The organism is Mesorhizobium sp. NZP2234 (assembly GCF_013170765.1).
In the GTDB taxonomy this organism is placed as follows: domain Bacteria; phylum Pseudomonadota; class Alphaproteobacteria; order Rhizobiales; family Rhizobiaceae; genus Mesorhizobium; species Mesorhizobium loti_D.
Genome location: NZ_CP033364.1, coordinates 1,665,856 through 1,687,309 on the forward strand (window position 1 = coordinate 1,665,856; position 21,454 = coordinate 1,687,309).

At 63.8% G+C, this 21,454-nt stretch carries 20 protein-coding genes; 17 read left to right on the forward strand and 3 right to left on the reverse strand.

The genetic code is table 11. The features are described 5' to 3' along the window. Positions 1–21: 21 nt before the first annotated feature. The 5 genes from EB230_RS08155 (at position 22) to EB230_RS08175 (ending at position 5,234) form a co-directional block, all read left to right on the forward strand. Entirely contained in the window at positions 22–1,350 is a 1,329-nt protein-coding gene (locus tag EB230_RS08155) for an NAD(P)H-dependent oxidoreductase (RefSeq protein ID WP_056575929.1), read from the forward strand. Between the two features lie 2 nt (positions 1,351–1,352). Further along, the gene (locus EB230_RS08160; RefSeq protein ID WP_081295028.1) at positions 1,353–2,381 is read left to right on the forward strand and encodes a thiamine pyrophosphate-dependent dehydrogenase E1 component subunit alpha; all 1,029 of its coding nucleotides are present in this window, start codon (positions 1,353–1,355) and stop codon (positions 2,379–2,381) included. After that, entirely contained in the window at positions 2,381–3,379 is a 999-nt protein-coding gene (locus EB230_RS08165; RefSeq protein ID WP_172372015.1) for an alpha-ketoacid dehydrogenase subunit beta, read from the forward strand. Before EB230_RS08160 ends, EB230_RS08165 begins: the two co-directional genes overlap by 1 nt. A gap of 3 nt (positions 3,380–3,382) precedes the next feature. After that, positions 3,383–4,747 carry a pyruvate dehydrogenase complex dihydrolipoamide acetyltransferase gene (locus EB230_RS08170; protein WP_172372016.1) on the forward strand — a complete coding sequence of 455 codons (1,365 nt, stop codon included), beginning with the start codon at positions 3,383–3,385 and terminating at the stop codon, positions 4,745–4,747. Between the two features lie 118 nt (positions 4,748–4,865). After that, on the forward strand, positions 4,866–5,234 hold the full coding sequence (locus EB230_RS08175; RefSeq protein ID WP_056575933.1) for a hypothetical protein: 369 nt from the start codon (positions 4,866–4,868) through the stop codon (positions 5,232–5,234). A gap of 30 nt (positions 5,235–5,264) precedes the next feature. Here the strand turns inward: EB230_RS08175 and EB230_RS08180 are convergent, their stop codons facing one another. Next, entirely contained in the window at positions 5,265–6,236 is a 972-nt protein-coding gene (locus tag EB230_RS08180; protein ID WP_172372017.1) for a sugar-binding transcriptional regulator, read from the reverse strand. A 263-nt stretch (positions 6,237–6,499) separates the two neighbouring features. Here EB230_RS08180 and EB230_RS08185 point away from each other — a divergent pair, with 263 nt between their 5' ends. The 7 genes from EB230_RS08185 (at position 6,500) to EB230_RS08215 (ending at position 14,783) form a co-directional block, all read left to right on the forward strand. Then, the gene (locus EB230_RS08185) at positions 6,500–7,486 is read left to right on the forward strand and encodes an ABC transporter substrate-binding protein (protein ID WP_056575937.1); all 987 of its coding nucleotides are present in this window, start codon (positions 6,500–6,502) and stop codon (positions 7,484–7,486) included. 72 nt (positions 7,487–7,558) lie between these two features. After that, positions 7,559–9,262, forward strand: coding sequence for an iron ABC transporter permease (locus EB230_RS08190; RefSeq protein WP_056575939.1), 1,704 nt, complete (start codon positions 7,559–7,561; stop codon positions 9,260–9,262). Next, a complete protein-coding gene (locus tag EB230_RS08195; RefSeq protein WP_056575940.1) occupies positions 9,250–10,326 on the forward strand; it encodes an ABC transporter ATP-binding protein in 1,077 nt (358 codons plus the stop codon). Before EB230_RS08190 ends, EB230_RS08195 begins: the two co-directional genes overlap by 13 nt. Further along, positions 10,326–11,489: an MBL fold metallo-hydrolase gene (locus EB230_RS08200; RefSeq protein ID WP_056576553.1), complete on the forward strand. Its 1,164-nt coding sequence runs from the start codon at positions 10,326–10,328 to the stop codon at positions 11,487–11,489. Before EB230_RS08195 ends, EB230_RS08200 begins: the two co-directional genes overlap by 1 nt. Then, positions 11,489–12,232 (forward strand): 5'/3'-nucleotidase SurE, encoded by a 744-nt coding sequence (locus EB230_RS08205; RefSeq protein WP_056575942.1) that lies wholly within the window; start codon positions 11,489–11,491, stop codon positions 12,230–12,232. The genes EB230_RS08200 and EB230_RS08205 overlap by 1 nt, the downstream gene beginning before the upstream one ends. Before the next feature lie 105 nt (positions 12,233–12,337). Further along, positions 12,338–13,504 (forward strand): DUF930 domain-containing protein, encoded by a 1,167-nt coding sequence (locus EB230_RS08210; RefSeq protein ID WP_056576556.1) that lies wholly within the window; start codon positions 12,338–12,340, stop codon positions 13,502–13,504. A 256-nt stretch (positions 13,505–13,760) separates the two neighbouring features. Beyond that, positions 13,761–14,783 carry a DUF930 domain-containing protein gene (locus tag EB230_RS08215; protein WP_056575944.1) on the forward strand — a complete coding sequence of 341 codons (1,023 nt, stop codon included), beginning with the start codon at positions 13,761–13,763 and terminating at the stop codon, positions 14,781–14,783. Between the two features lie 99 nt (positions 14,784–14,882). Here EB230_RS08215 and EB230_RS08220 read toward each other — a convergent pair whose 3' ends face one another. Next, positions 14,883–15,557, reverse strand: coding sequence for an HAD family phosphatase (locus EB230_RS08220; protein ID WP_056575946.1), 675 nt, complete (start codon positions 15,555–15,557; stop codon positions 14,883–14,885). Positions 15,558–15,662: 105 nt separating this feature from the next. Continuing rightward, on the reverse strand, positions 15,663–16,304 hold the full coding sequence (locus EB230_RS08225) for a hypothetical protein (protein ID WP_056575948.1): 642 nt from the start codon (positions 16,302–16,304) through the stop codon (positions 15,663–15,665). Between the two features lie 192 nt (positions 16,305–16,496). Here EB230_RS08225 and EB230_RS08230 point away from each other — a divergent pair, with 192 nt between their 5' ends. The 5 genes from EB230_RS08230 (at position 16,497) to ptsP (ending at position 21,440) form a co-directional block, all read left to right on the forward strand. Then, positions 16,497–16,934, forward strand: coding sequence for a transcriptional regulator GutM (locus EB230_RS08230; protein WP_056575950.1), 438 nt, complete (start codon positions 16,497–16,499; stop codon positions 16,932–16,934). Positions 16,935–17,100: 166 nt separating this feature from the next. After that, entirely contained in the window at positions 17,101–17,862 is a 762-nt protein-coding gene (locus EB230_RS08235; protein ID WP_027054143.1) for a PTS glucitol/sorbitol transporter subunit IIC, read from the forward strand. Between the two features lie 17 nt (positions 17,863–17,879). Continuing rightward, positions 17,880–18,884 carry a PTS glucitol/sorbitol transporter subunit IIB gene (locus EB230_RS08240; protein WP_056575951.1) on the forward strand — a complete coding sequence of 335 codons (1,005 nt, stop codon included), beginning with the start codon at positions 17,880–17,882 and terminating at the stop codon, positions 18,882–18,884. 27 nt (positions 18,885–18,911) lie between these two features. Next, positions 18,912–19,292, forward strand: coding sequence for a PTS glucitol/sorbitol transporter subunit IIA (locus EB230_RS08245; protein ID WP_056575953.1), 381 nt, complete (start codon positions 18,912–18,914; stop codon positions 19,290–19,292). A 162-nt stretch (positions 19,293–19,454) separates the two neighbouring features. Continuing rightward, a complete protein-coding gene (gene ptsP / locus EB230_RS08250) occupies positions 19,455–21,440 on the forward strand; it encodes a phosphoenolpyruvate--protein phosphotransferase (RefSeq protein ID WP_172372018.1) in 1,986 nt (661 codons plus the stop codon). Positions 21,441–21,454: the final 14 nt, after the last annotated feature.

A 21,454-nucleotide genomic window follows, 5' to 3' on the forward strand; every position in this document is an offset into this window, starting at 1 on the left:
AATGTGGGAGGAATAAGCGGTATGGCTTCCAATATTTCGTTGACGGGCCTTGCCCGCGATCTCGATGAGCGTGGCAAGTCGGGCAAGCCCATCCGCATCGGCCTGATCGGCTCCGGCGAGATGGGAACCGACATCGTCACCCGCGTCGCCCATATGTCCGGCATCGAGATCGGCGCGATCTCGGAGCTGAACCTGCCGGCCGCCAGCAGGGCGGTGGATATCGCCTTCCAGGAAACCGGCCATGCGCGCGAAGTGTCGAACGCTTCGGCGATGACGGCTGCCATGGAAGCCGGCAAGGTGGCGGTCACCAACGACGCCAACCTGGTCATCAACAACGATCTCATCGACGTGGTCATCGACGCGACCGGCGTTCCCGCCGTCGGTGCCGAGATCGGCTTGCGCGCCATGGAGCATGGCAAGCATCTGGTGATGATGAATGTCGAGGCCGACGTCACCATCGGCGCCTATCTGAAGAGCGAGGCCGATCGGCTCGGTGTCACCTATTCGCTGGGCGCCGGTGACGAGCCGTCCTCATGCATGGAACTGATCGAGTTCGTTTCGGCCATGGGCCATCCGATCGTCGCCGCCGGCAAGGGCAAGAACAACCCGCTCAACATCGACGCCACGCCGCCCGCCTACGAGGAAGAGGCCAAGCGCCGGCACATGAATGTGCGTATGCTGGTCGAGTTCGTCGATGGTTCCAAGACCATGGTCGAGATGGCGGCGATCGCCAATGCAACCGGCCTGGTGCCGGACAAGGCCGGCATGCATGGCCCCGCGGCGACACTCGGCGAGCTCTCGAAAGTCCTGGTGCCTGAAAAGGACGGTGGCGTGCTGTCCAAGGTCGGCGTCGTCGACTACTCGATCGGCAAGGGCGTGGCGCCCGGCGTCTTCGTCGTCGCCGACATGTCGCATCCGCGCATTTCGGAGCGCATGGAAGACCTGAAGATGGGCAAGGGCCCGTATTTCACCTTCCATCGCCCCTATCACCTGACCTCGCTCGAAGTGCCGCTGACCTGCGCCCGCGTCGTCCTCTACGGCAAGGCCGACATGGTGCCGCTGGCAAAGCCGGTGGCTGAAGTTGCCGCGGTCGCCAAGAAGGACATGCAGCCGGGCGAGAAGCTCGATGCGATCGGCGAATATTGCTACCGCGCCTGGATCATGACGGCGCCGGAAGCGCATGCGGCGCGAGCCATTCCCTGCGGCTTGCTGCAGGGCGGCTCGGTGACGGCGCCGATCAAGAAGGGCGAGCTCATCACCTATGCCAACGCGGCTCCCGCGCCGGGCTCCAAGATCGCGGAGCTGCGCGCTCGCCAGGACAAACTCGTCTACGGAACCGTGGGAGCCTGATCATGGCCACAGCCAGCAAAGCCGTCGCGGACAGCCGCGCCAACCTGCCTTTCGTCTATCGCCAGTACAGCGCCGAGCAGCTCAAGCAGGTGCTCTACAAGATGTACCTCATCCGCCGCTTCGAAGAGGGCGCGGAGGAAAGCTACATGCGCGGCCTGATCCACGGCACCATGCATCTGTCGATCGGCCAGGAAGCCAGTGCCATGGGCATCTGCATGCCGCTTGGCGAGGATGACCAGATCACCTCGACGCATCGCGGCCATGGCCACTGCATCGCCAAGGGTGCGGAGGTGAAGCGCATGTTCGCCGAGTTCTTCGGCAAAACCACCGGCTACTGCAAGGGCCGTGGCGGTTCGATGCACATCGCCGATGTCGCCAAGGGCAATCTCGGTGCCAACGGCATCGTCGGCGGCGGCATTCCGATCGCGGTCGGTGCCGCGCTCTCCTCCAAGATGATGAAGACCGGCAAGGTCGTCGTCTCCTTCTTCGGCGACGGCGCCAACAATGAGGGCGCCTTCCACGAAGCGCTGAACATGGCGGCCGTCTGGAAGCTGCCTGTCATCTTCGTCTGCGAGAACAACGGCTACGGCATGTCCACATCGACGGCCCGTTCGACCGCGGTGAAGAACATCGCCGATCGTGCCGCCGCCTATTCGATGCCCGGCGTCATCGTCAACGGCAACATCTTCTCCGAAGTCGCCGAGGCTTCGTACAAGGCCATCGAGCGGGCGCGCGCGGGTGAGGGGCCGACGCTCATCGAATCCAAGACCTACCGCCATCGCGGCCATTCCAAGAGCGACCGCAATCGCTATCGCACCAAGGAAGAGATCGAGGACTGGATGTCGAACCGCGACCCGATCACGCTGTTCGAGAACGAACTGCGGGAATTCGGCTTCATCGACGACAAGGGCATCGAGGCCATTCGCGACGCCGTGGCGCAGGAGATCGCCGACGGCATCGAGTTCGCCAAGGCGAGCCCTTCGCCGGATGTGAGCGAGACTGGAAATTACGTGTATACGGAGCAGGCGTGATGGACGCGATGGTGCGTGAACTGAGCTACGCCCAGGCGATCCAGGAAGCCATGGCGATCGCCATGGACATGGACGAACGCGTCTTCCTGATGGGTGAGGATATCGGCGTCTATGGCGGCGCCTTCCAGGTGACCGGCGACCTGGTCGACCGTTACGGCGCCGACCGGGTGATGGACACGCCGATCTCGGAGCTGGGCGGCGCGGGCGTCGCTGTCGGCGCCGCCGTCACCGGCATGCGGCCGATCTTCGAATTCCAGTTCTCCGATTTCGCCACGCTGGCCATGGAGCAGATCGTCAACCAGGCGGCCAAGATGCGCTTCATGCTGGGCGGCGAGGTTTCCGTTCCCGTGGTGATGCGCTTTCCGGCCGGCTCGGGCACGGGTGCCGCCGCGCAGCACAGCCAGAGCCTGGAGGCCTGGCTCGGCCATGTGCCGGGCCTGAAGGTCATTCAGCCGGCGACGCCTTATGATGCCAAGGGCATGCTTTTGGCCGCCGTCGCCGACCCCGATCCGGTGATGATCTTCGAGCACAAGCTGCTCTACAAGGTGAAGGGCCCGGTGCCGGAAGGCTACTACACGGTGCCGATCGGCAAGGCCGACATCCGCCGCGAAGGCCGGGATCTCACCATCGTCGCCACCTCGATCATGGTGCAGAAGGCGCTCGACGCCGCCGCCACGCTGGAAGCCGAGGGCATCGACGTCGAAGTCGTCGATCTCCGGACCATCCGGCCGATGGACAAGCAGACCGTCATCGACAGCGTCAAGAAGACGTCGCGGCTGATGTGCGTCTACGAAGCGGTCAAGACCCTGGGTGTCGGCGCCGAGGTCAGCGCCATGATCGCCGAGAGCGAGGCATTCGACTATCTCGACGCACCGATCGTGCGGCTGGGCGGCGCCGAGACGCCGATTCCCTACAATCCGGAGCTCGAAAAGGCCACCGTGCCCCAGGTTCCCGACATCATCACCGCCGCGCGCGACCTCGTGAAAGGGGTTCGCTGAGACATGCCGACAGAAGTCATTCTTCCCAAGGTCGACATGGACATGGCGACCGGACAGATCTCGCGCTGGTTCGCCACCGAAGGCCAGCAGGTCAAGAAGGGCGACGTGCTGTTCGAGATCGAGACCGACAAGGCGGCGATGGAGATCGACGCGCCGGCCAGCGGCGTGCTGCGCGACGTGACTGGCAAGGAAGGCGTCGACATTCCGGTCGGCGCGCCGGTCGCCTGGATCTATGCCGATGGCGAGGCTTATGGGGCCAAGCAAGACACGGCGCCAATCTCCCCCCTTGTGGGGGAGATGTCGACCAAGTCGACAGAGGGGGGCGCTGTCCCGCCAACGTCGCATTCTGTCACGCCCCCCTCTGCCTTGCCGGGCATCTCCCCCTCTGGGGGGGAGATCGGCCAATCGCCGTCGGGCGCACGCGCGACACCGCTTGCTCGTCGTCTGGCGCGTGAGGCGGGCCTTGCCCTTGCCAGCATCACCGGCACCGGTCCTTACGGCCGCGTGGTCAAGGCGGATATTGACGCGGCGATTGCCAAGGGCGGTGCCAAAGAGGCCCCAGCATTGGCTCCTGAAGCTCCCGCCGCCGCTGCTGCTTCCGCTCCTGCCGTGAAGGCGATGTCGGACGACCAGGTGCTGAAGCTGTTCGAGGAAGGCTCCTACGAGCTGGTCCCGCACGACAATATGCGCAAGACCATCGCGCGCCGCCTGGTCGAGGCCAAGACCACCATTCCGCATTTCTACCTGACGCTCGACTGCGAACTCGACGCGCTGCTGGCGCTGCGCACGCAGATCAATGCCGCCGCACCGATAAAGAAGACCGACAAGGGCGAGGCTCCCGCCTACAAGCTGTCGGTCAACGACATGGTCATCAAGGCGATGGCCATGGCGCTGAAGGCGGTGCCGGATGCCAATGCCTCATGGACCGAAAGCGCCATGGTCAAGCACAAGCATGCCGATGTCGGCGTCGCCGTCTCGATCCCCGGTGGGCTGATCACGCCGATCATCCGGCATGCCGACGAGAAGTCGCTGTCCACCATCTCCAACGAGATGAAGGATCTGGCGAGTCGTGCACGCAGCCGCAAGCTGAAGCCGGAAGAGTATCAGGGCGGCACCACGGCCGTGTCGAACCTCGGCATGTTCGGCATCAAGGACTTCGCCGCCGTCATCAACCCGCCGCATGCGACGATCCTGGCGGTCGGGGCCGGCGAGGAGCGGGCCGTGGTCAGGAACGGCGAGATCAAAATAGCCACCGTGATGTCGGTGACGCTGTCGACGGACCATCGTGCCGTCGACGGGGCACTTGGCGCCGAACTGCTGGTCGCCTTCAAGCGGCTGATCGAGAATCCGATGGGGCTGTTGGTATAGGGCGTGTTGACAATCGAGTGAGGCCGGCCTGCAAAGCCGGCTCACATTCAGAAACGACTTGTCAGGCGTCGACCCTTGACCCATCTTCCCCAGCGGATCGCGTTCAAGGGAGGCAAGCATGCCTGCATTCGACCCGTCTGACGTCAAAACCCTGTTCGGCAAGGTCATGGGTGCCTCGCCGTCCGATATCAAGCTTGTGGCGCAGCGCCTGCACGATCACGCTTTCGAGCCGCGCATGTCGGCGGACGAGACGAGGCAGCTTGTCGCCAGCCTTGGTTATGACAGCCTGGACGCGTTCTGCGCCGATATCGGCCTGCCCGTCCATATTGCGGAGCGCTGGAGCCGTTTCGGCGTTTCCGGCGAGATGAAGCAGGTGTTCACGCTGCTGGCGGCCCAGCGCAGGCGGGTTGCCGAGGCGATCGCCGAATTCGAATCCATGACGCATGTCGGCGTCGAGGATTTCTTGCGCGAGCGCGGACTTATCTAGCTCGAACCGACGGTCAGAGCGAAAGCTGTCTTAGCCGCCCTTGGCCAGCAGCGCCGTGGCCGTTTCGCTGTCGGTGATCAGCACGTTGATGCTGACGGCTTTCAGCGCGGCCAGGATCGCGGCCACCTTGCGTTTTCCGCCAGCGGCCAGCACGACATTCGGCACCTGGCCGACCATTTCGAGATCGATGGCCATGACGCGCCCGTTGACTTCGTGATCGACCAGCCTGCCGGCGGCATCGACGAAGTAGCACAGCATATTGGCGACCGCGCCTTTCGCCTTCAATGGCGCGATCAGCGATGACGGCACGATGCCATGGCGGAAGATGGTGGCGTCCGGCGACATGTCGCCGACGGTGAGCAGAGCAATATCGGCGGCCGCGGCGCGGCGGCGCACGTCCTGCAGGGTCGGCTGTGCCCACAGGAGATCGCGAAGCGAAGGATTGTCCACCATCACCGGCGCGGTGATCTGGTAGCTGTCGACCTCGAAGACATCTGCGACCTTGGCCGCGACGATCGACGGGTTGATCCATTGCGAATGCGGCAGGCTGCCGACAAGTGCCACCACCGAAGCGCGCTTCAGCTGCCGGCGGGCGAGGAAACCCAGGCTGGCATGGAGCGTCGCGCCGCCGCCGATCGCCAGCGTCATGCCATCCCGCATCTGCTCGCCGAGATAGGCCGCGACGGCATGGCCGATCGCCTTCTCCAGATGTTCGTGCGCCGAGGGTGTCGGGATGACGACAGCGGCGTTGAGCCCCCAGCGCTCTTCCAGCTGCCGCTCGAGCGCCACCTGCTCGGCGGTGGGCGCGTTGATCATGGTGACGACGATGCCTTCCGCGGTGCAGGCGGCCAACGTGCGCATGACCTTCACCCGGGAGACATCGAGCTTCTCGGCGATCTGCTCCTGCGTGAAACCCTCGACATAATAGAGCCAGGCCGTCTTGACGTTGAGGTCCGACGAGACCATCGGCAGGCGAGCCGGTCTGGGTTTTTCGGCGGGCATCGGTTCAGGTCCCTCATGAGCCATGATCTGGCGGCGTTGCCCTCATCGGAGGAACGCCGGCCGGATGTCAACTGGATGCCGGCTTGCGGCATTCCGATTGTCGCACATCTCTGTTCATTTGTAATTGACATTGTACATATGAACATATTTTGTGGGGTCCACGCGCTGTGTCATCCACCAGTCATATGCGCCGTGCAGGGAGGAAGAGACGGGGAGCCGGCCAAGGGCCGGACCGGTCATGCACAGACAAGACAGGAGGTCTCATGAAGACGCTATTCATCAAGCTGCTGGCGAGCCAGCTGGCGCTCGCGGCAACTTTGTTTGCCGGCGTGGCAAGTGCCGAAACACTGACGCTCTATACATCGCAGCCGGAAGCCGACGCGGCCAAGACCGTGGATGCCTTCAAGAAGGCGCAACCCGGCATCGACGTGACCATCTATCGTTCCGGAACCAGCGACATCCTGACCAAGATGGCGGCCGAGTTCGCCGCCGGAAGCCCGCAGGCCGACGTACTGTTGATCGCCGACGCGGTCTCAATGGAGCTGCTGAAGAAAGACGACAGGCTGATGGCCTATCCCGAGGCCAAGCTCGACGGCATCGAGGCCGACGCCTATGACGCCGACAAGACCTATTTCGGCAGCAAGCTGATCACCACCGGGATCGTCTACAACACCGCTGCCGCGGAAAAGCCGGAGCATTGGGCCGACCTTGCCAAGCCGGCCTATGCCGATGGGTTGGTCATGCCGAGCCCGCTCTATTCGGGAGCGGCCGCCTATCTGCTCTCGGGTTTCGCCGGGGATACGAACTATGGCTGGGATTTCTTCCAGAAGCTCAAGACCAACAACACCGTCAGCGTGCGCGGCAATGGCGCGGTGCTGAAGTCCGTGGCATCGGGCGAGAAGCCCTATGGCATCCTCGTCGACTTCATGGCGATGAACGCCAAGAAGAAGGGGTCGCCGGTCGAGTTCGTGTTCCCCTCGGAAGGCGTTCCGGCGGTGACCGAGCCGGTGGCCATCATGAAGACAGCCAAGAACGTCGACGGCGCCAAGAAATTCGTCGACTTCATTCTGTCGGACGAAGGCCAGAAGCTGGCGCTGTCCATGGGCTATCTGCCGGCACGCGCCTCGGTCGGCCGCCCCGACTGGCTGCCGGAAGGCGTCAATGTCAAGGTGATGCCGTTCGACACCAAGGCAATCGTCGCCAAGACCGACGCCGACAAGGCGAAGTTCCAGGAACTGTTCGGCGGCTGAGCCGGCAATCACGGGGGATGCCGGTCAGACGGCATTCCCCGCGTCGGCGGATCGATCCCAGGAAGCACAATCATGTCAACACGCATCAGGGAAAGCCGGGGGCAGGAAATGGCCCTGACGGCGGCGGTGGCGGTCGTCATCGTGCTGCTTTCGCTGCTGCCCATGCTGCGCCTCGTCAAGGAGATCGTGGCACCCGGCGGAACCCTGTCGACCGTGGCCGTGCAGGCTGGGCTGAGAAGCCCGGCGACCTGGATCGCGACATGGCACACACTGGTCGTCGGCATCGGCGGGACATTGCTTGCCGTGCTGTCGGGAACGCTGGTTGCGGTCCTGGTCTCGCTGACCGACATACGCGGCCGCGGCGCTTTGGTGCTTTGCTACGTCATGCCGCTGATGATTGCGCCGCAGGTGACGGCGCTGGCCTGGCTGCAACTGTTCGGCCCGGCAAGCCCGTTCCTCAAGCTGTTCGGCGCCGCACCGCCACTGGGCACGAAGAATCCGCTCTATTCGACCTCGGGCATCATCCTGCTGCTTGGCGTGCAATACGGCCCGCTGGTCTTCCTGCTGGTGCGGGCCGGCCTGCGCAAGCTGCCGCGCGAACTGGTCGAGGCCGCACGCGCCGGTGGCGCCGGCTGGTTCACCGTGCTTGTCACCATCGTGCTGCCTTTGATGACGCCGTCGATCATGGCGGCCGCGGCGCTGGCCTTCGTCTCCTGCGTCGGCAATTTCGGGATTCCGGCCTTTCTCGGCATTCCCGCCAACTATCTTGTGCTGCCGACGCTCATCTATCAGAAGCTGGCAGGCGGCGGTCCGGCGGTGCTCGGCGAAACCGCGTTCCTCTCGGTGCTGATCGGGGTCATCGCCATGGCCGGCATCCTTGCTCAGGAGGTGATGAGCCGCCGCCGCGACTACCGCATTTCCTCGACGTCGCTGCCGGCTGAGCCCTACGAACTCGGCCGCTGGCGGCCCGCCGTCCAGGCCGGCATGTGGCTGCTGATCGTGCTGGTACTGTTGCTGCCGCTGTTCGGGCTGGTGCTGACCTCGCTGGTGCCGGGCTATGGCATCGCATTGACCGCCAAGACGGCGACGCTCGACAATTACCGTTTCGTGCTGTTCGAGCACGATGCCGCAAAGCGCGCCTTCTTCAACAGTTTCTGGCTGTCTATCGCGGCGGCTTTCTTCGCGGTCATCGTGGCCGTGCCTGTCGGCTATCTCATCGCCTGGGGCAAGCAACGCTGGGTGCGGCTGCTCAACCTGTCGGTCGAACTGCCCTATGCCTTGCCCGGCGTGGTGCTGGCGATCGCCTCGCTGCTGCTGTTCCTGCGGCCGATCCCGTTCACCGGCATCCAGCTCTACAACACGGTCTGGATCATCCTCTATGCTTATCTCGCCCGCTTCCTGGTGCTGGCGCTGCGGCCGACCATCAGCGGCTATCACCAGATCGACAGGGCGCTGGAAGAGGCCGCGCAAGTGGCCGGCGCCGGCCTGTTCACGCGCATGCGTACCATTGTCTTTCCGCTGGTCGCCCCGGCGGCGATCGCAGGCGGCCTGTTGATCTTCATGACGGCGCTCAGCGAACTTACCGTCTCGGCACTGCTGTGGTCCTCAGGCTCCGAGACGATCGGCGTGGTGATGTTTTCCTTCGAGCAGGGCGGCGATTCCAACTATGCGGCGGCGATGTCGGTCATCACGGTCGCGGTCACCTTCGTGCTCATGCTGGTGACCAATCTGCTTGCCCCTCATCTTCCGAGCGGAGTTCTGCCATGGCGCGATTGACCCTAGACAATGTGACCAAGAGCTTCGCAGATTTCGACGCGGTGAAGGATGTCTCGATCGACGTTGCCGACGGCGAGTTCCTCGCTGTGCTCGGGCCCTCCGGCTGCGGCAAGACTACTTTGCTGCGGCTCGTCGCCGGCTTCGAGAAGGTGACATCGGGCGAAATCCGCATCGGCAGCGAGGTCGTGTCGGCCAAGGATGGCAGCGTCGCGCCGGAGAAGCGGCGCGTCGGCATTGTCTTCCAGAATTATGCGCTGTGGCCGCACATGACGGTTGCCGAAAACATCGGCTATTCGCTGAAGGTGGCGAAGCTCGACAAGGCGGTTGCGCGCCAGAAGGTCGAGGACGCGCTCGCCTTGGTCAATCTGCAGGGGCTGGGCGAGCGCCGGCCGGCCAATCTCTCCGGCGGCCAGCGCCAGCGCGTGGCATTGGCGCGATGCCTTGTCGCCGCGCCCTCGCTGGTGCTGTTCGACGAGCCGCTCGCCAATCTCGACGTGCATCTCAGAGCCTCGATGGAGGACGAGTTCGCAGCCTTCCACAAGCGCACCGGCACAACCATCGTCTACATCACCCATGATCAGGCCGAGGCAATGGCGCTGGCCGATCGCATCGCGGTGATGGATCACGGCAGGCTGGCGCAGCTGGCGACGCCACGCGAGCTCTATCATGAGCCGGCAAATGAAATGGTGGCATCCTTCATCTCGCAAGGCATATTGCTGCCGGCGGATGTCCTGACGGGCGAAGAAGGCGGCCATTGCAAGGTCAAGGTTCTCGGAGCCGAGCTGGTGGTCCGCTGCCGCCCCGGCGAGCGACCGCGTGCGGGCGCCAGGATCTGCTGCCGGTCCGCGGATCTCGATGTCTCGCAGGATGGTCCGGGCTTCGATGGCCTCGTCAAGCGGGTGATCTATCAGGGCGGCGCGGCGCGCGTCGAATTCACGCCTGCCGCCGGCCCCGGGCTTACCTTGCATTTCGAGCAGCTCGACCCGGTCACGCTCGAGAGCGGGGCCCAGGCGCGGCTGCGGATAAGGTCCGGATGGCTCATCCCGGCGGAGGCGGCATCGTGATGATGCTGGACCTGCTTGGCGGCTTTGGGGAAAAGGGCCGCACCAGCCTCGCTGTCAGCAGTGGCGACGACCGCATCCTGCTCGATGTCGGCATCAAGGTTGGCGCTTCCGGGGCGGAGTATTATCCGGCGCTCAACGGATCGGTCGGCGACATCGATGCGCTTTTTGTCTCGCACGCCCATGAGGATCATGTCGGCGCGCTGAGCTGGCTGTTGTCGCGCGGCTATGCCGGCCCGGTCTTCATGACGGCCGAAACGCGCGACGAGGCGCCGGCCACGCTCGCCGCCTATGCCGAGCCGGAGGATCTCGGGCGGTTTCCGTTCCCGCTCGATCGTGTCGAAATCTTCGAACCCGGCGACACGTTGAAAAGTGGCAAACTCACGATCCGGACCGGGCGGTCGGGACATGTCGTGGGCGGCGTCTGGTTCGCTGTCGACAACGGGAAAAGCCGCGTCGCCTATTCGGGCGATGTGGTGCCGGATAGCCATGTATTCGTTATGGACACGATCCCGCATTGCGATCTTCTGGTCTTCGATGCCTCCTACGGCGCCGATCCCGTATCTGGGGCGGCGCGGGCGCGGGAAATTTCCGAATGGGTGGCAAGGCATCCGCAGGGGTGCCTCCTGCCGACGCCTTTGTCGGGGCGGTCGCTGGAATTGATCGCCGCGCTGCCGGGCCCGTTTGCCATCCATGCCGGCATGCGTTCCTCCCTGGAAGGGCAGATTGGCGCCACGGCGGCCTTGTTGCCTGGGGTTTCCGAACGCCTGCGTGCCCGGCTAGCAAGTGCCGCCGACTGGACTGATGCCGATCCCTTGCCTTCGCTGCCGTTGCTGGCCGATGACGGCATGGGCGAGGCCGGGCCGTCGTCGCGCCTGTTGCCGCGCGCAGATCAGGCTGGGTTCCCTGTGCTGCTCACCGGGCATCTGCCGGCTGGTTCTCCGGGTGATCTCCTGTACAGAGCCGGCAGGGCGGACTGGGTGCGCATGCCGACCCATCCGACGCTGTCGGGAAATGTCGCGATCTGGGAGAGGGCGGGAGAGCCTGAAGCGCTCGGTCATTCCTGTACCACCGATCTTCTCGCCGACCTCAAGAGCCACATCCCGTCACTGCGCGCGCAATGCCGCACAGGCCAGCGCATCATGGTGCCGCAAGGAAGCAAATAATGAGAATCCTGATCTGCAATGACGACGGCATCGAGGCGCCGGGCCTTGCCCGCCTCGCCAACGCCGCCGGCGGGTTGAGCGACGATGTGTGGGTGGTCGCGCCCGACGGCAAGCGCACCGCCGCCGGTTCGTCGCTGACCATCGCCAGGCCGTTGACGATGCGGCGCGTCAAGCCGAACTGGTATTCCTGCTCCGGCACGCCGGCCGATTGCGTGGTGAGCGCGATGACGTGGCTGTTCGCCGACGCCAGGAAGCCGGATCTGGTGCTGTCGGGCGTCAATGACGGCCGCAACGTGGCCGAGGACCTCGCCTATTCCGGCACGCTTGGCATTGCCCGGGAGGCAACCTTCTGGGGGGTGTCGGCGATCGGCTTCTCGCGGGTGAAAAACCCCGATTTCACTGACGGCGACGACCGGTGGCTTGGCGCGCTGATCGCTTCATTGTGGCAGTCGCGTGCCGATTGGGCGACAGAGGGCCATTGGCTCAGCATCAACCTGCCGACCGCCTTGCCGGCTGAAATCCGCCAGCCGCGCATTGGCCGCGACAAGATCGGCCGCACCGCCGAAATCGTGGAAAGCGACGGCGATCGCACGGTCATCACGGTTCCGCGCGGGCGCGCCCATGCCAGTGAGCCGGGCGACGAGAACGAGGCGATCGATGCCGGCTTCGTCAGCATCAACCGGTTGAACTGGTTTGGCGAAACGCGGCTGGATGAGCGGTTTCTGGATGGGATTCCGGGCTGATCTTCTGCGTTCGATCGTCGAGATCACCAAGCTGTCAGCGGCCAAATTGCGCTAATCTGGTGCTTATGCTTGAAGCCGCCGCCATTTCATTCCAAATCGAACAGCGTGAAGGATGAGGCAAGAGAACGGCGTCGGAATCTGTTGTGGGGCATCCCCGCATCGCTGATCCTGCATGCCTTGATCGCGGCGCTCCTGGTGTACGGCCTGCCCCCGCCTCCCCAACAACCGCAGGAGGAGCAGCCGGTCAATGTCGCGATCGTGCCTCCGCCCGTTCAGCCAAAGCCAAAACCTGTTCCCCCGCCGCCGCCCAAGGAAACCAAAACCGAAAAGCCACCGGAACCCAAGGTCGAAAAGCCGCCCGAGCAGCCGCCCAAGCCGGCGAACACTCCAGCCCTGAAGCCAGTTTTCCAATATGGCAAGAAGGATACCGGACCGGAGAAGTCTGTCGACGGAGGCAGCGCTCAAGCCAATGCGCCGTCGCCGGCCAAGGATGAGGCCGCGAAGCCGCCAGTCGAACCGAAGCCCGCGCTCTCCCAATCCGCTCCTCCTGCAAATCCCGAGCAAAAGGCAGAGTCCAGCAAGCCCGACGAGAAGCCGGTAACCGCCCCGCCGGATGCCAAGCCCGCGCAAAGCGAGGAGAAGCAGACGACCGAGGAAGCCGACAAACAGCAACCAGACAAACAGGAGGCGGCACCGCAAACCGCCGAAAAGCAGGCGGTCGTGGCGCCGAAGCCATTGGCTGCCCAGGCCGGCGACAAGCCAGCGCCGCCACCCTCAGCCGAAAAGGCAAAGCCCAAACCCGCAAAGACGATGAATTTCAAATCCGCAAAAGCCTTCAAGGCGCCAAGCGGGAAGACAGGCAAGTCAAATCCCGCGAACACCGCGGCCGGATCGCCGATGTATTCCGGCCTTCCGGGCGTCCGAAAGCTTTATTCGCAGGGCGCGACCGGCGACGCGTTGGCCACAAGCTCCATGGACAACGTCCCGCGCGATCAGCGCGTTGCCAACCTTTGCGGCAACGTTCTGAACCAGGAATTGCAGAGCGCCGATTATTCGCCCAAATGGGTGCCGACCATTCCGCTGAAGACAGGCAATGTCCTCAATCCTCCGCAGTCCGCCTTCAGCACGAGAACAACGTGGTACAGCCTGAATTTCCGGTGCGAGGTCGACGCGGATGCGACGAGGGTCCTGTCCTTCAACTTCCGTGTGGGACCGTTGATCCCGCCCGGCGAATGGACGCGACTTGGATTAACCAAGTATCCGCTGAACTAAGGCCGGCACGCCGAGCACGGACAGTTATCGGCTAACGTCATGCCGGTCAGCAAAGGCGAAATCAGTACCAGCCGCCGTCAGCCGCGCGCCATGGCATGGCCACCGCCGGTGTAGCCAATTGCCGTCATGCCGGCGGCAATCGCGCTCGGGCTGCCCTGATGGGGTGATCCAAAATCGACAAGCTGTCAGCAGCCAATTTGCGTCAATCCAGTGCTTACGCTTGAAGCCGCCGCTATTTCATTCCACATCGGTCAGCATGAAGGACGAGGCACGAGAACGGCGTCGGAATCTGCTGTGGGGCATCCCCGCATCGCTGATCCTGCACGTGCTTGTCGCGGCGATCCTGATTTATGGCCTGCCAATTCCTCCCCAAAAGCCGCAGGAGGAGCAGCCGGTCAATGTCGCGCTCGTGCCTCCGCCCGATCAGCCGAAACCGAAACCTGCTCCCGTGCCGCCGCCCAAGCCACCCGAGCCGAAGGTTGAAAAACCGCCTGAGCAGAAGGTCGAAAAACCACCTTCGCCGGAAAAGCAGCCTAATAAGCCACCGCCAGTCGAGGTCCTGAAGCCCGTTTTTCAGTTCGGCGACAAGGATGCCGGTCCGAGGAAATCCCTGGATGGGGCCAGTGCTCAGGACAGTTCGCCGGCGCCGGCCAAGGATGACGCTTCAAAGCCGCAGGCCGAGCCGAAGCCCGCGGACAGCCAACCTGTCCCGCCGACAGACTCCGAGGCAGCTAAACAAGAGGCAGACAAGCAGGCGGCGCTCGACGCCGCCAAGCAAGAGGGCGCGGCACCAGCGCCTTTGGCTGCCGACGGCGAGATCGAGCTTCCCACATCAGCCGAAGCGCCGAAGCCCAAACCCGCGAATGTGCCGAAGCCCAGCCCCTCAAAGGCCTCGAAGTCTGCATCGCAGCGCTCTTCGAGTCTGCCAGGCGTTCGCAAGCTCTATTCGCAAGGCGCTACCGGCGATGCGCTGGCCACGACCTCGATGGGTGGGGTGGCTCGCGGTCAGCGTGCCGCCAGACTTTGCGCCAGCGCGTTGCAGCAGCAACTGCTGGATGCCTCTTATTTTCCCAAATGGGTGCCATCCGTTCCACTGAAGGTGGGCAATATTCTAAACGCCCCGGATGTCGCCTTCAGCACGACAACCGCATGGTACTACCTGAGCTTTCGCTGCGAGGTCGACACGGATGCGACCAAGGTGCTGTCCTTCAACTTCCGTGTGGGGGCAGCAATTCCGCCCAGCGAATGGGCCGGTCTTAAATTACCCAGTCCCTACTAGAACAGTTCACCGTTTCACGGAAACGCCGAACTGTTCTGCTCTTTGTTCGGACGCAATTCCGGACGGAAACCGCTACACTTTTCCTCGAATTGCCCTGGATCAGGCCGGCACGCCAAGCCCCGACAATTGCCGGCTAACTTCTTGCCAGTCGGCACAGACGAAATCGGCACCAGCCGCCGTCAGCCGCGCGCCATGTTCGGCATAGGTGTGGCCGCCCCCGGTGTAGCCGATCGCCGTCATGCCGGCGGCGACCGCGCCCTGGATGCCGAAGGGGGAATCCTCGATGACGATGCAGTCGGCCGGGTCGGCGCCCAGCCTGGCGGCGGCGAACAGGAAGATGTCGGGCGCCGGCTTGCCGTTCTTGACCATCGAGGAACTGTAGATCGCATCGCCGAAGAAATGCGCCAGCCCGGTGACGGCAAGGCTGTGGTTTATCCGCTCGACGGAGGATGACGAGGCAACGCAGCGGTCGCCCTCGAGCGTTTCCAGAAACGCTGTTATGCCGGGGGTCGGCTTCAATTCCTCGGTGAACAGGACCTTGGTCTCGGCCCAGATGTCGCCGTCGGCGGCGGCGGGAAACTGGTGGCCGGTCAATTCCCTGATCCGCACGATGATGTCGGACTGCTTCATGCCGACGCACTGGGCGATGATGCCGCCATGGACGCCGGGCATGCCGTGCTTTTCATAGACGCGCTCATAGGCCCTGGCTGCCAGCGGCTCGCTGTCGACGAGCACGCCGTCGCAATCGAAAATGATAGGCCTTGGTCGCGCCACGCACTTGTCTCCTCAAGTCAATTTCCGCACATCGCTATCGGCAAAAAGTCAAATGTTCAATAGCGCGATGGCTGAAGGCGCCTGGGGCTCGAAACCGAAGAGCAGTCAAAGCTGGCGCAGGGCATCGCTTGCGCGGGAGGACCCGAGCGCTCGCTGCATGGCTTGCCGCGACTGTGCGCGGTCGGGCGTGATCCAGTTCGGCTCGGCACCGAGGAAGCGGTCGAGGAAAGCCACCGCATAGGCCGGCATCTCAGTGACATTCTCGCGATAGGACCACCAGGTGCGCAGGTCGTCGGCGCATTTGTCGATGCTGGGCGCCGTGCCGAACTCCTGTTCGTAGATGGCTGAGATCACCGAGACGCAGTAGTTGGTGTAGAGGAAGCCTTCCGGCCAGAAGCGGATGATTTCCAGCGTGCCGGCATTCTGATCCGTCTCGATGAGCCGCGCGAGACCGGAGATCTCCCTGGCCGGCGCCTGTTTGATCAGTTCGCGCAGCACGAGGCCGGCGGCAAAGACGATGAAGTCGGCGCGGTCTATCGCGGCAAAGCGCTTCTGCGCCTCCATGATCTCGACCCAGTCGAGAAAAGCTCGGGTGAGCTTCGCCTCGTCGATTTCGTAACGCACGCCGAACGTGTCCGAAACCACCTTGGCGCTGCCGCGGAAGGTGGCGCGGAACCAGCGCAACTGCCGCAACCGGTGGCGCAGGTCGGGCATGAGGGCCAGTTCATCCCTGAAGGGCAGTTCCATTGCATGCATCCCGTTTGGTGGCAGGTTAGCACAGCCGCGTCGCCGCCGAAATCGGCCGCCGGTCCTGTGGATGACCGCGATCAAGGCTAATATCATACATATTGACATTCTCGGAAACAAATGTTCTCACTTTGCTGTTGTCGCGCGCCGGTCCAAGGTGCGGTGCAATCGAGGCTTCGGGAGGAGAACCGAATGGCGATTTGGCAGTGGGGACTGCTTCTGCTGGTTATTGTGTGGGCGCTGCAGTCGCTCGGCGTCTGGCTGCAGATGCGGCACTATTCGGATGTCTTCCGGGGCGTCACCGACCAGTACAAGGATGGCTTCGTCGGAGCCGGCAATTTTCGCGGCCGGCTGGCCAAGGGCACCATCGCGCTTGTCGTGGTGACGCCCGACCTGATCGTGCGCCGCATGATGGTGATGAGCGGCCGTTCCGTTTTCACCAAGTTCAAAAGACATGAAGAATTCGAGGGTGTTCCCCTCGATCGACTCCGGTCCAACCCTGCGATCATGGGGGAGGGGGAACCCGGTGTGGCCGAGGCCGTGAAGCGGGCGATCGAACAGATCGACAAAGCACGGTCGGAGCCGGGGAAGAAGCCGGGCCTAACCGGCTTGAATGTAGCAAGGGCCTAGAGTCGGATGATTTCAGGTCTGTTCGACCTGAAATCTGAATCCGCCTCTAAATCAAAGGGATAGAGCATGATGTCGTCCGAAAGCGGTTTCACACTTTTCGGCATCATGTTCTGAGGACGCCGTGCGCCGACTGGGATCAACCGGCCGACCGGCATAAGGAGGAGAAATGTCTGTATTTTCGTTGTTGGCGCAGCATGCCGACATGGCCGTGCACAATCTGCATGTCGCAGGTGCGATGGTCTCGGATGCTGCATTGCATGGCAAGCTCGCCGTCGAGCATGCTTCCGATCATCTCGTTGTCCTTGCGCAAGCAGACAGCGGGCCCATCACCGTCGACCAGTTCAAGGAAAAGCTGAAGGACGTCCAGCAGGAAGAGCAGCTCGGCTGGCTGACCGCCATCGGCAAGTACTTCATCGGCATCTTCCAGAAGGGCGGCGAAGTGTTCGCCGGCTTCGTCACCGGCATTATTCCTACGCTGGTGGTGCTGATGACCGCTTTCTACGCCGTCACCGAACTGGTCGGCGAGGAGCGCGTGCATGGCCTTGCGCGCGGCGCCGGCAGGATTGCCTTGACCCGCTATACGCTGCTGCCGCTGCTGGCGGTGTTCTTCCTCACCAATCCGATGGCCTATACGTTCGGATCGTTCCTGGAAGAAAAGCACAAGCCGGCTTTCTATGACGCGGCCGTGTCCTACGTGCATCCGCCGCTTGGCCTGTTCCCGCACATCAATCCCGGCGAATATTTCGTCTGGGGCGGTATCCTCGTGGCTCTGCTCGAGCTTGAGAAGAAGGGCGTCGTCGTCGCCGGTTACCACGTCAAGGTGGCGATCTGGTACGCCATTGTCGGCCTCGTCGTCATCCTGCTCAAGGGCATGCTGACCGAGCGGATCACCACCATCATGGCACGCCGCCAGGGCGTCGAGCTGTAAGGGCGGGGAGGACAATCATGGCCAAGACATACAAAGCCGTAAAGATCTCCCGGGGTTCCACCGGCTGGGGCGGCCCGCTCGTCATCGAGCCGACCGCGCAGCGCGACAAGGTCGTCTCCGTCACCGGCGGCGGCATCCATCCCGTGGCCCAGCTTATCGCCGACATGACCGGTGCCACGGCCGTCGACGGCTTCAAGGCGCCGCCGGTCGAAGGCGAGATGGCGGTTGTCGTCGTCGATTGCGGCGGCACCGCACGATGCGGCGTCTATCCGCGCAAGCGCATTCCGACCGTCAATCTGACGCCGGTCGGCCAGGCTGGGCCGCTCGCCCAGTTCATCACGGAGGACATCTACGTTTCGGGCGTGAAGCCGGCCAACGTCACAATGGCGGACGGGTCCGAGGCGGTCACCACCGCGGGGGGAGCAGCATCGATGAGTTCAGGCAACAACACTGCAGCCGCGGCGCCACAGCCGCTGCCGAGCGAAGGCGGGCTGATCGGCCTGATCAGCTCGATCGGCCGCGTCATGGGCCGGGTGGTCGGCATTTTCTTCAATTCCGGCCGCCGTACCATCGACCAGGTGGTGCGCAACGTGCTGCCGTTCATGGCCTTCGTGACCATGCTTATCGGCCTGATCCTCTACACCGGCATTGGCGATGTGCTCGCCCAGCCGATGGGGCCGCTGGCCAACAACATCGTCGGCCTGCTGATCATCTCGGCCATTTGCGGCCTGCCGTTCCTGTCGCCCATCCTGGGGCCAGGCGCTGTCATCGCGCAGGTCATCGGCGTGGCCATCATCGGCCCGCAGATCGCCAACGGCACGATTTCGCCGGCGATGGCCCTGCCAGCGTTGTTTGCCTACAACACCCAGGTCGGCTGCGATTTCGTGCCTGTCGGCCTGGCGCTCGGTGAAGCCAAGCCGAAAACCATCGAAATCGGCGTGCCGGCGGTGCTCATCAGCCGCCAGATCATGGGCCCGGTCTCGGTGTTGATCGCCTGGGTCGTCTCACTGATCGTGTTTTAAAGAGAGTAAGGAAATGAGGTTCGCCATATGACGGTTCTGTTGAGAACACGGGTCACTTCCATCGGACCCGAAGTGGCGGATCTTGCCGAAGGGGGCGTGCTCATCCTGTTCGCGGATGGCTCGCCGCCGGAGCTTGCGGAAGTCTCCGTCCTGCACAAGACGGAGCAGGGACCAAGTGACGGAGCGCCCGCCAAGGGCGCTTCGATCACCGTCGGTTCGGTTTCAGCCGTCATAACGGCGGTTGGCTCAAGCGCATGGAGCAAGGTGCTCGAGATGGGCCATGTCGTCATCTCGTTCAACGGCGCCACCGAGGCCGAGAGGCCGGGCGAGATCTGCGCATCGCGGGTCGATACCCAGGCCCTCGTGGCCGCCCTGGAGACAGGCGCGATCATCACCATCGCCGCCTGAACACACTCGCGCTGGGACTGTCCGGTCTTGGCGCCAAGAGCAATTCCAGGAAAAGTGTGAAACGGTTTTCCGTTCGGAATTGCGTCAAAACAAAGAGTTAGAGCTATCTCGCCGTTTCTGTGAACTGGCAGAAATAGCTCTGGGAAAAGCAGAGTATTTGCCATGGAACGCTCGACCATCGTCAGGGTGCATGAAGGTTTGCATGCCCGTCCCGCCACGCGGTTCGTCAAACTCGCCAAGGGTTTCGAATCCGATGTCGAACTGGTCAAGGACGGCAAGGCTGTCAGCGCCAAGAGCTCGGTCAAACTGATGCTGCTGGCGGTCAAGGAAAACCAGGAAGTCACCGTTCGGGCGAACGGCGCGGATGCCATCGAGGCGATCGAAGCGCTGATCGGCTATCTCGAAAACCCCAAGGCTGGTCTCGACGACGAAGCGGGGCCGCAGAGCCCGGCCAACGATGCCGGGCCGGAAGTGGCAGCCGCACCAGCGGCCGAATCCGCGCTCGCGGCATCCGGCGAAGCGAATGGCCTACGCGGTGTCGCGGCAAGCGAGGGTGTCGCGATCGGGCCGGCTTTCGCGCATTTCCCGCCTGATATCACCGGGCAGGGCCGCACGCTGCAGGCTGAAGAGATCCCCGGCGAGATCGACAGGTTCCGCGCCGCCGTCGCCGCCGTCCAGGCGCGCATGGATCGCGCCTTGGCGCAGGACAGCCTGTCGGCCGGAGACCGTGGCATCGTCGCGGCACTCAGGGATATCGCCGCCGATGACAGCCTGACCGGCGAGGCCGAGAAGGCGATCAAGGGTGGCAACGACGCGATCTCGGCCGTCATCACCGCCGCGTCCGCCATCGCCGCCGATTTCAGCGCCGTCGACGATCACTACCTCAATGCGCGCGCTGATGACGTTCACGCCGTGGGGCGGCAGATCTGTCTCGTCCTGCTTGGGCAGGACGACGTCAGCCTCGAGAACATTCCGCAGGGAGCCATCCTGATCGCCGACGATATCGGCGCCTGGGACCTGGCGCGCGCGCCGCTGAAACGCATCGGCGGGGTGATTTGCGGCCATGGCGGCGCCACCTCGCATATCGCCATCATTGCCCGCTCGCATGGCATTCCGGCGGTGCTGGGCCTCGGCGACCAGATCAATGCCTTGCGCACGGCTCGCGACGTGGCGCTCGACGGCAACACCGGCCATGTCATCATCGACCCCGACGAGGCGACGCGTGCCGAATTCGCCGGCCGTGTCGAAGCGGCGGCGAGCGAGCGTGCCGGCCTGACCGCCTTCAAGACGGTGACGCCGAAGCGCGCCGACGGCAGGGTGATCGAGGTCGCGGCCAATATCGGTTCGCTCGAGGAAATCGAAGCGGCGCAGGAGGCCGGAGCCATGGGCGTCGGCCTGTTCCGCACCGAGCTTCTGTTCATGCGCCACATGCATCTGCCCTCCGAAGACATGCAGGCCGAGACCTATGCGGCGCTGGCCAAGGCCTTCGATCCCTATCCGGTCATCGTGCGCACGCTCGACATAGGCGGCGACAAGCCGATCGCCGGCATCGAGTTTCCCGACGAGGAAAACCCCTTCCTCGGCTGGCGCGGCATCCGTATGTGCCTCGACCGGCCCGATATCTTCAAGCGTCAGCTCAGGGCGCTGCTCAGGGCGGCCGTGCACGGCAACATCAAGGTGATGCTGCCGATGGTGTCCGATATTTCGGAAGTCACGCGCACCCGCGTGCTGGTCGATGAATGCGCCGCCGAACTCAAGGCCGAAGGCGTGCCGCATGCGACGTTCGATCTCGGCGTGATGATCGAGACCCCGGCCGCCGTGCTGATCGCCCCGGCGCTGGCCAAGGAAGTGGCCTTCTTCTCGATCGGCACCAACGACCTGACCCAGTACATCATGGCCGCCGACCGGCTGAACCCGACCGTGGCCAAGCTCAACGACGTCACCAATCCAGCGGTCATGTCGGCGATCGAGCTGACGGCAAAAGCCGGCGTCGCCGCCGGCATCATGGTCGGCATGTGCGGCGAGGCGGCCGGGCGACCGGACCTGATCCCGGCCTTCGTGAAAATGGGGCTGACCGAACTTTCGATGAGCCCGGCCTCGATCCAGCGCGCCAAGAAAACAATCACGGCCATGATAGCCGGGGAATAGATTTCCGAAAGCGC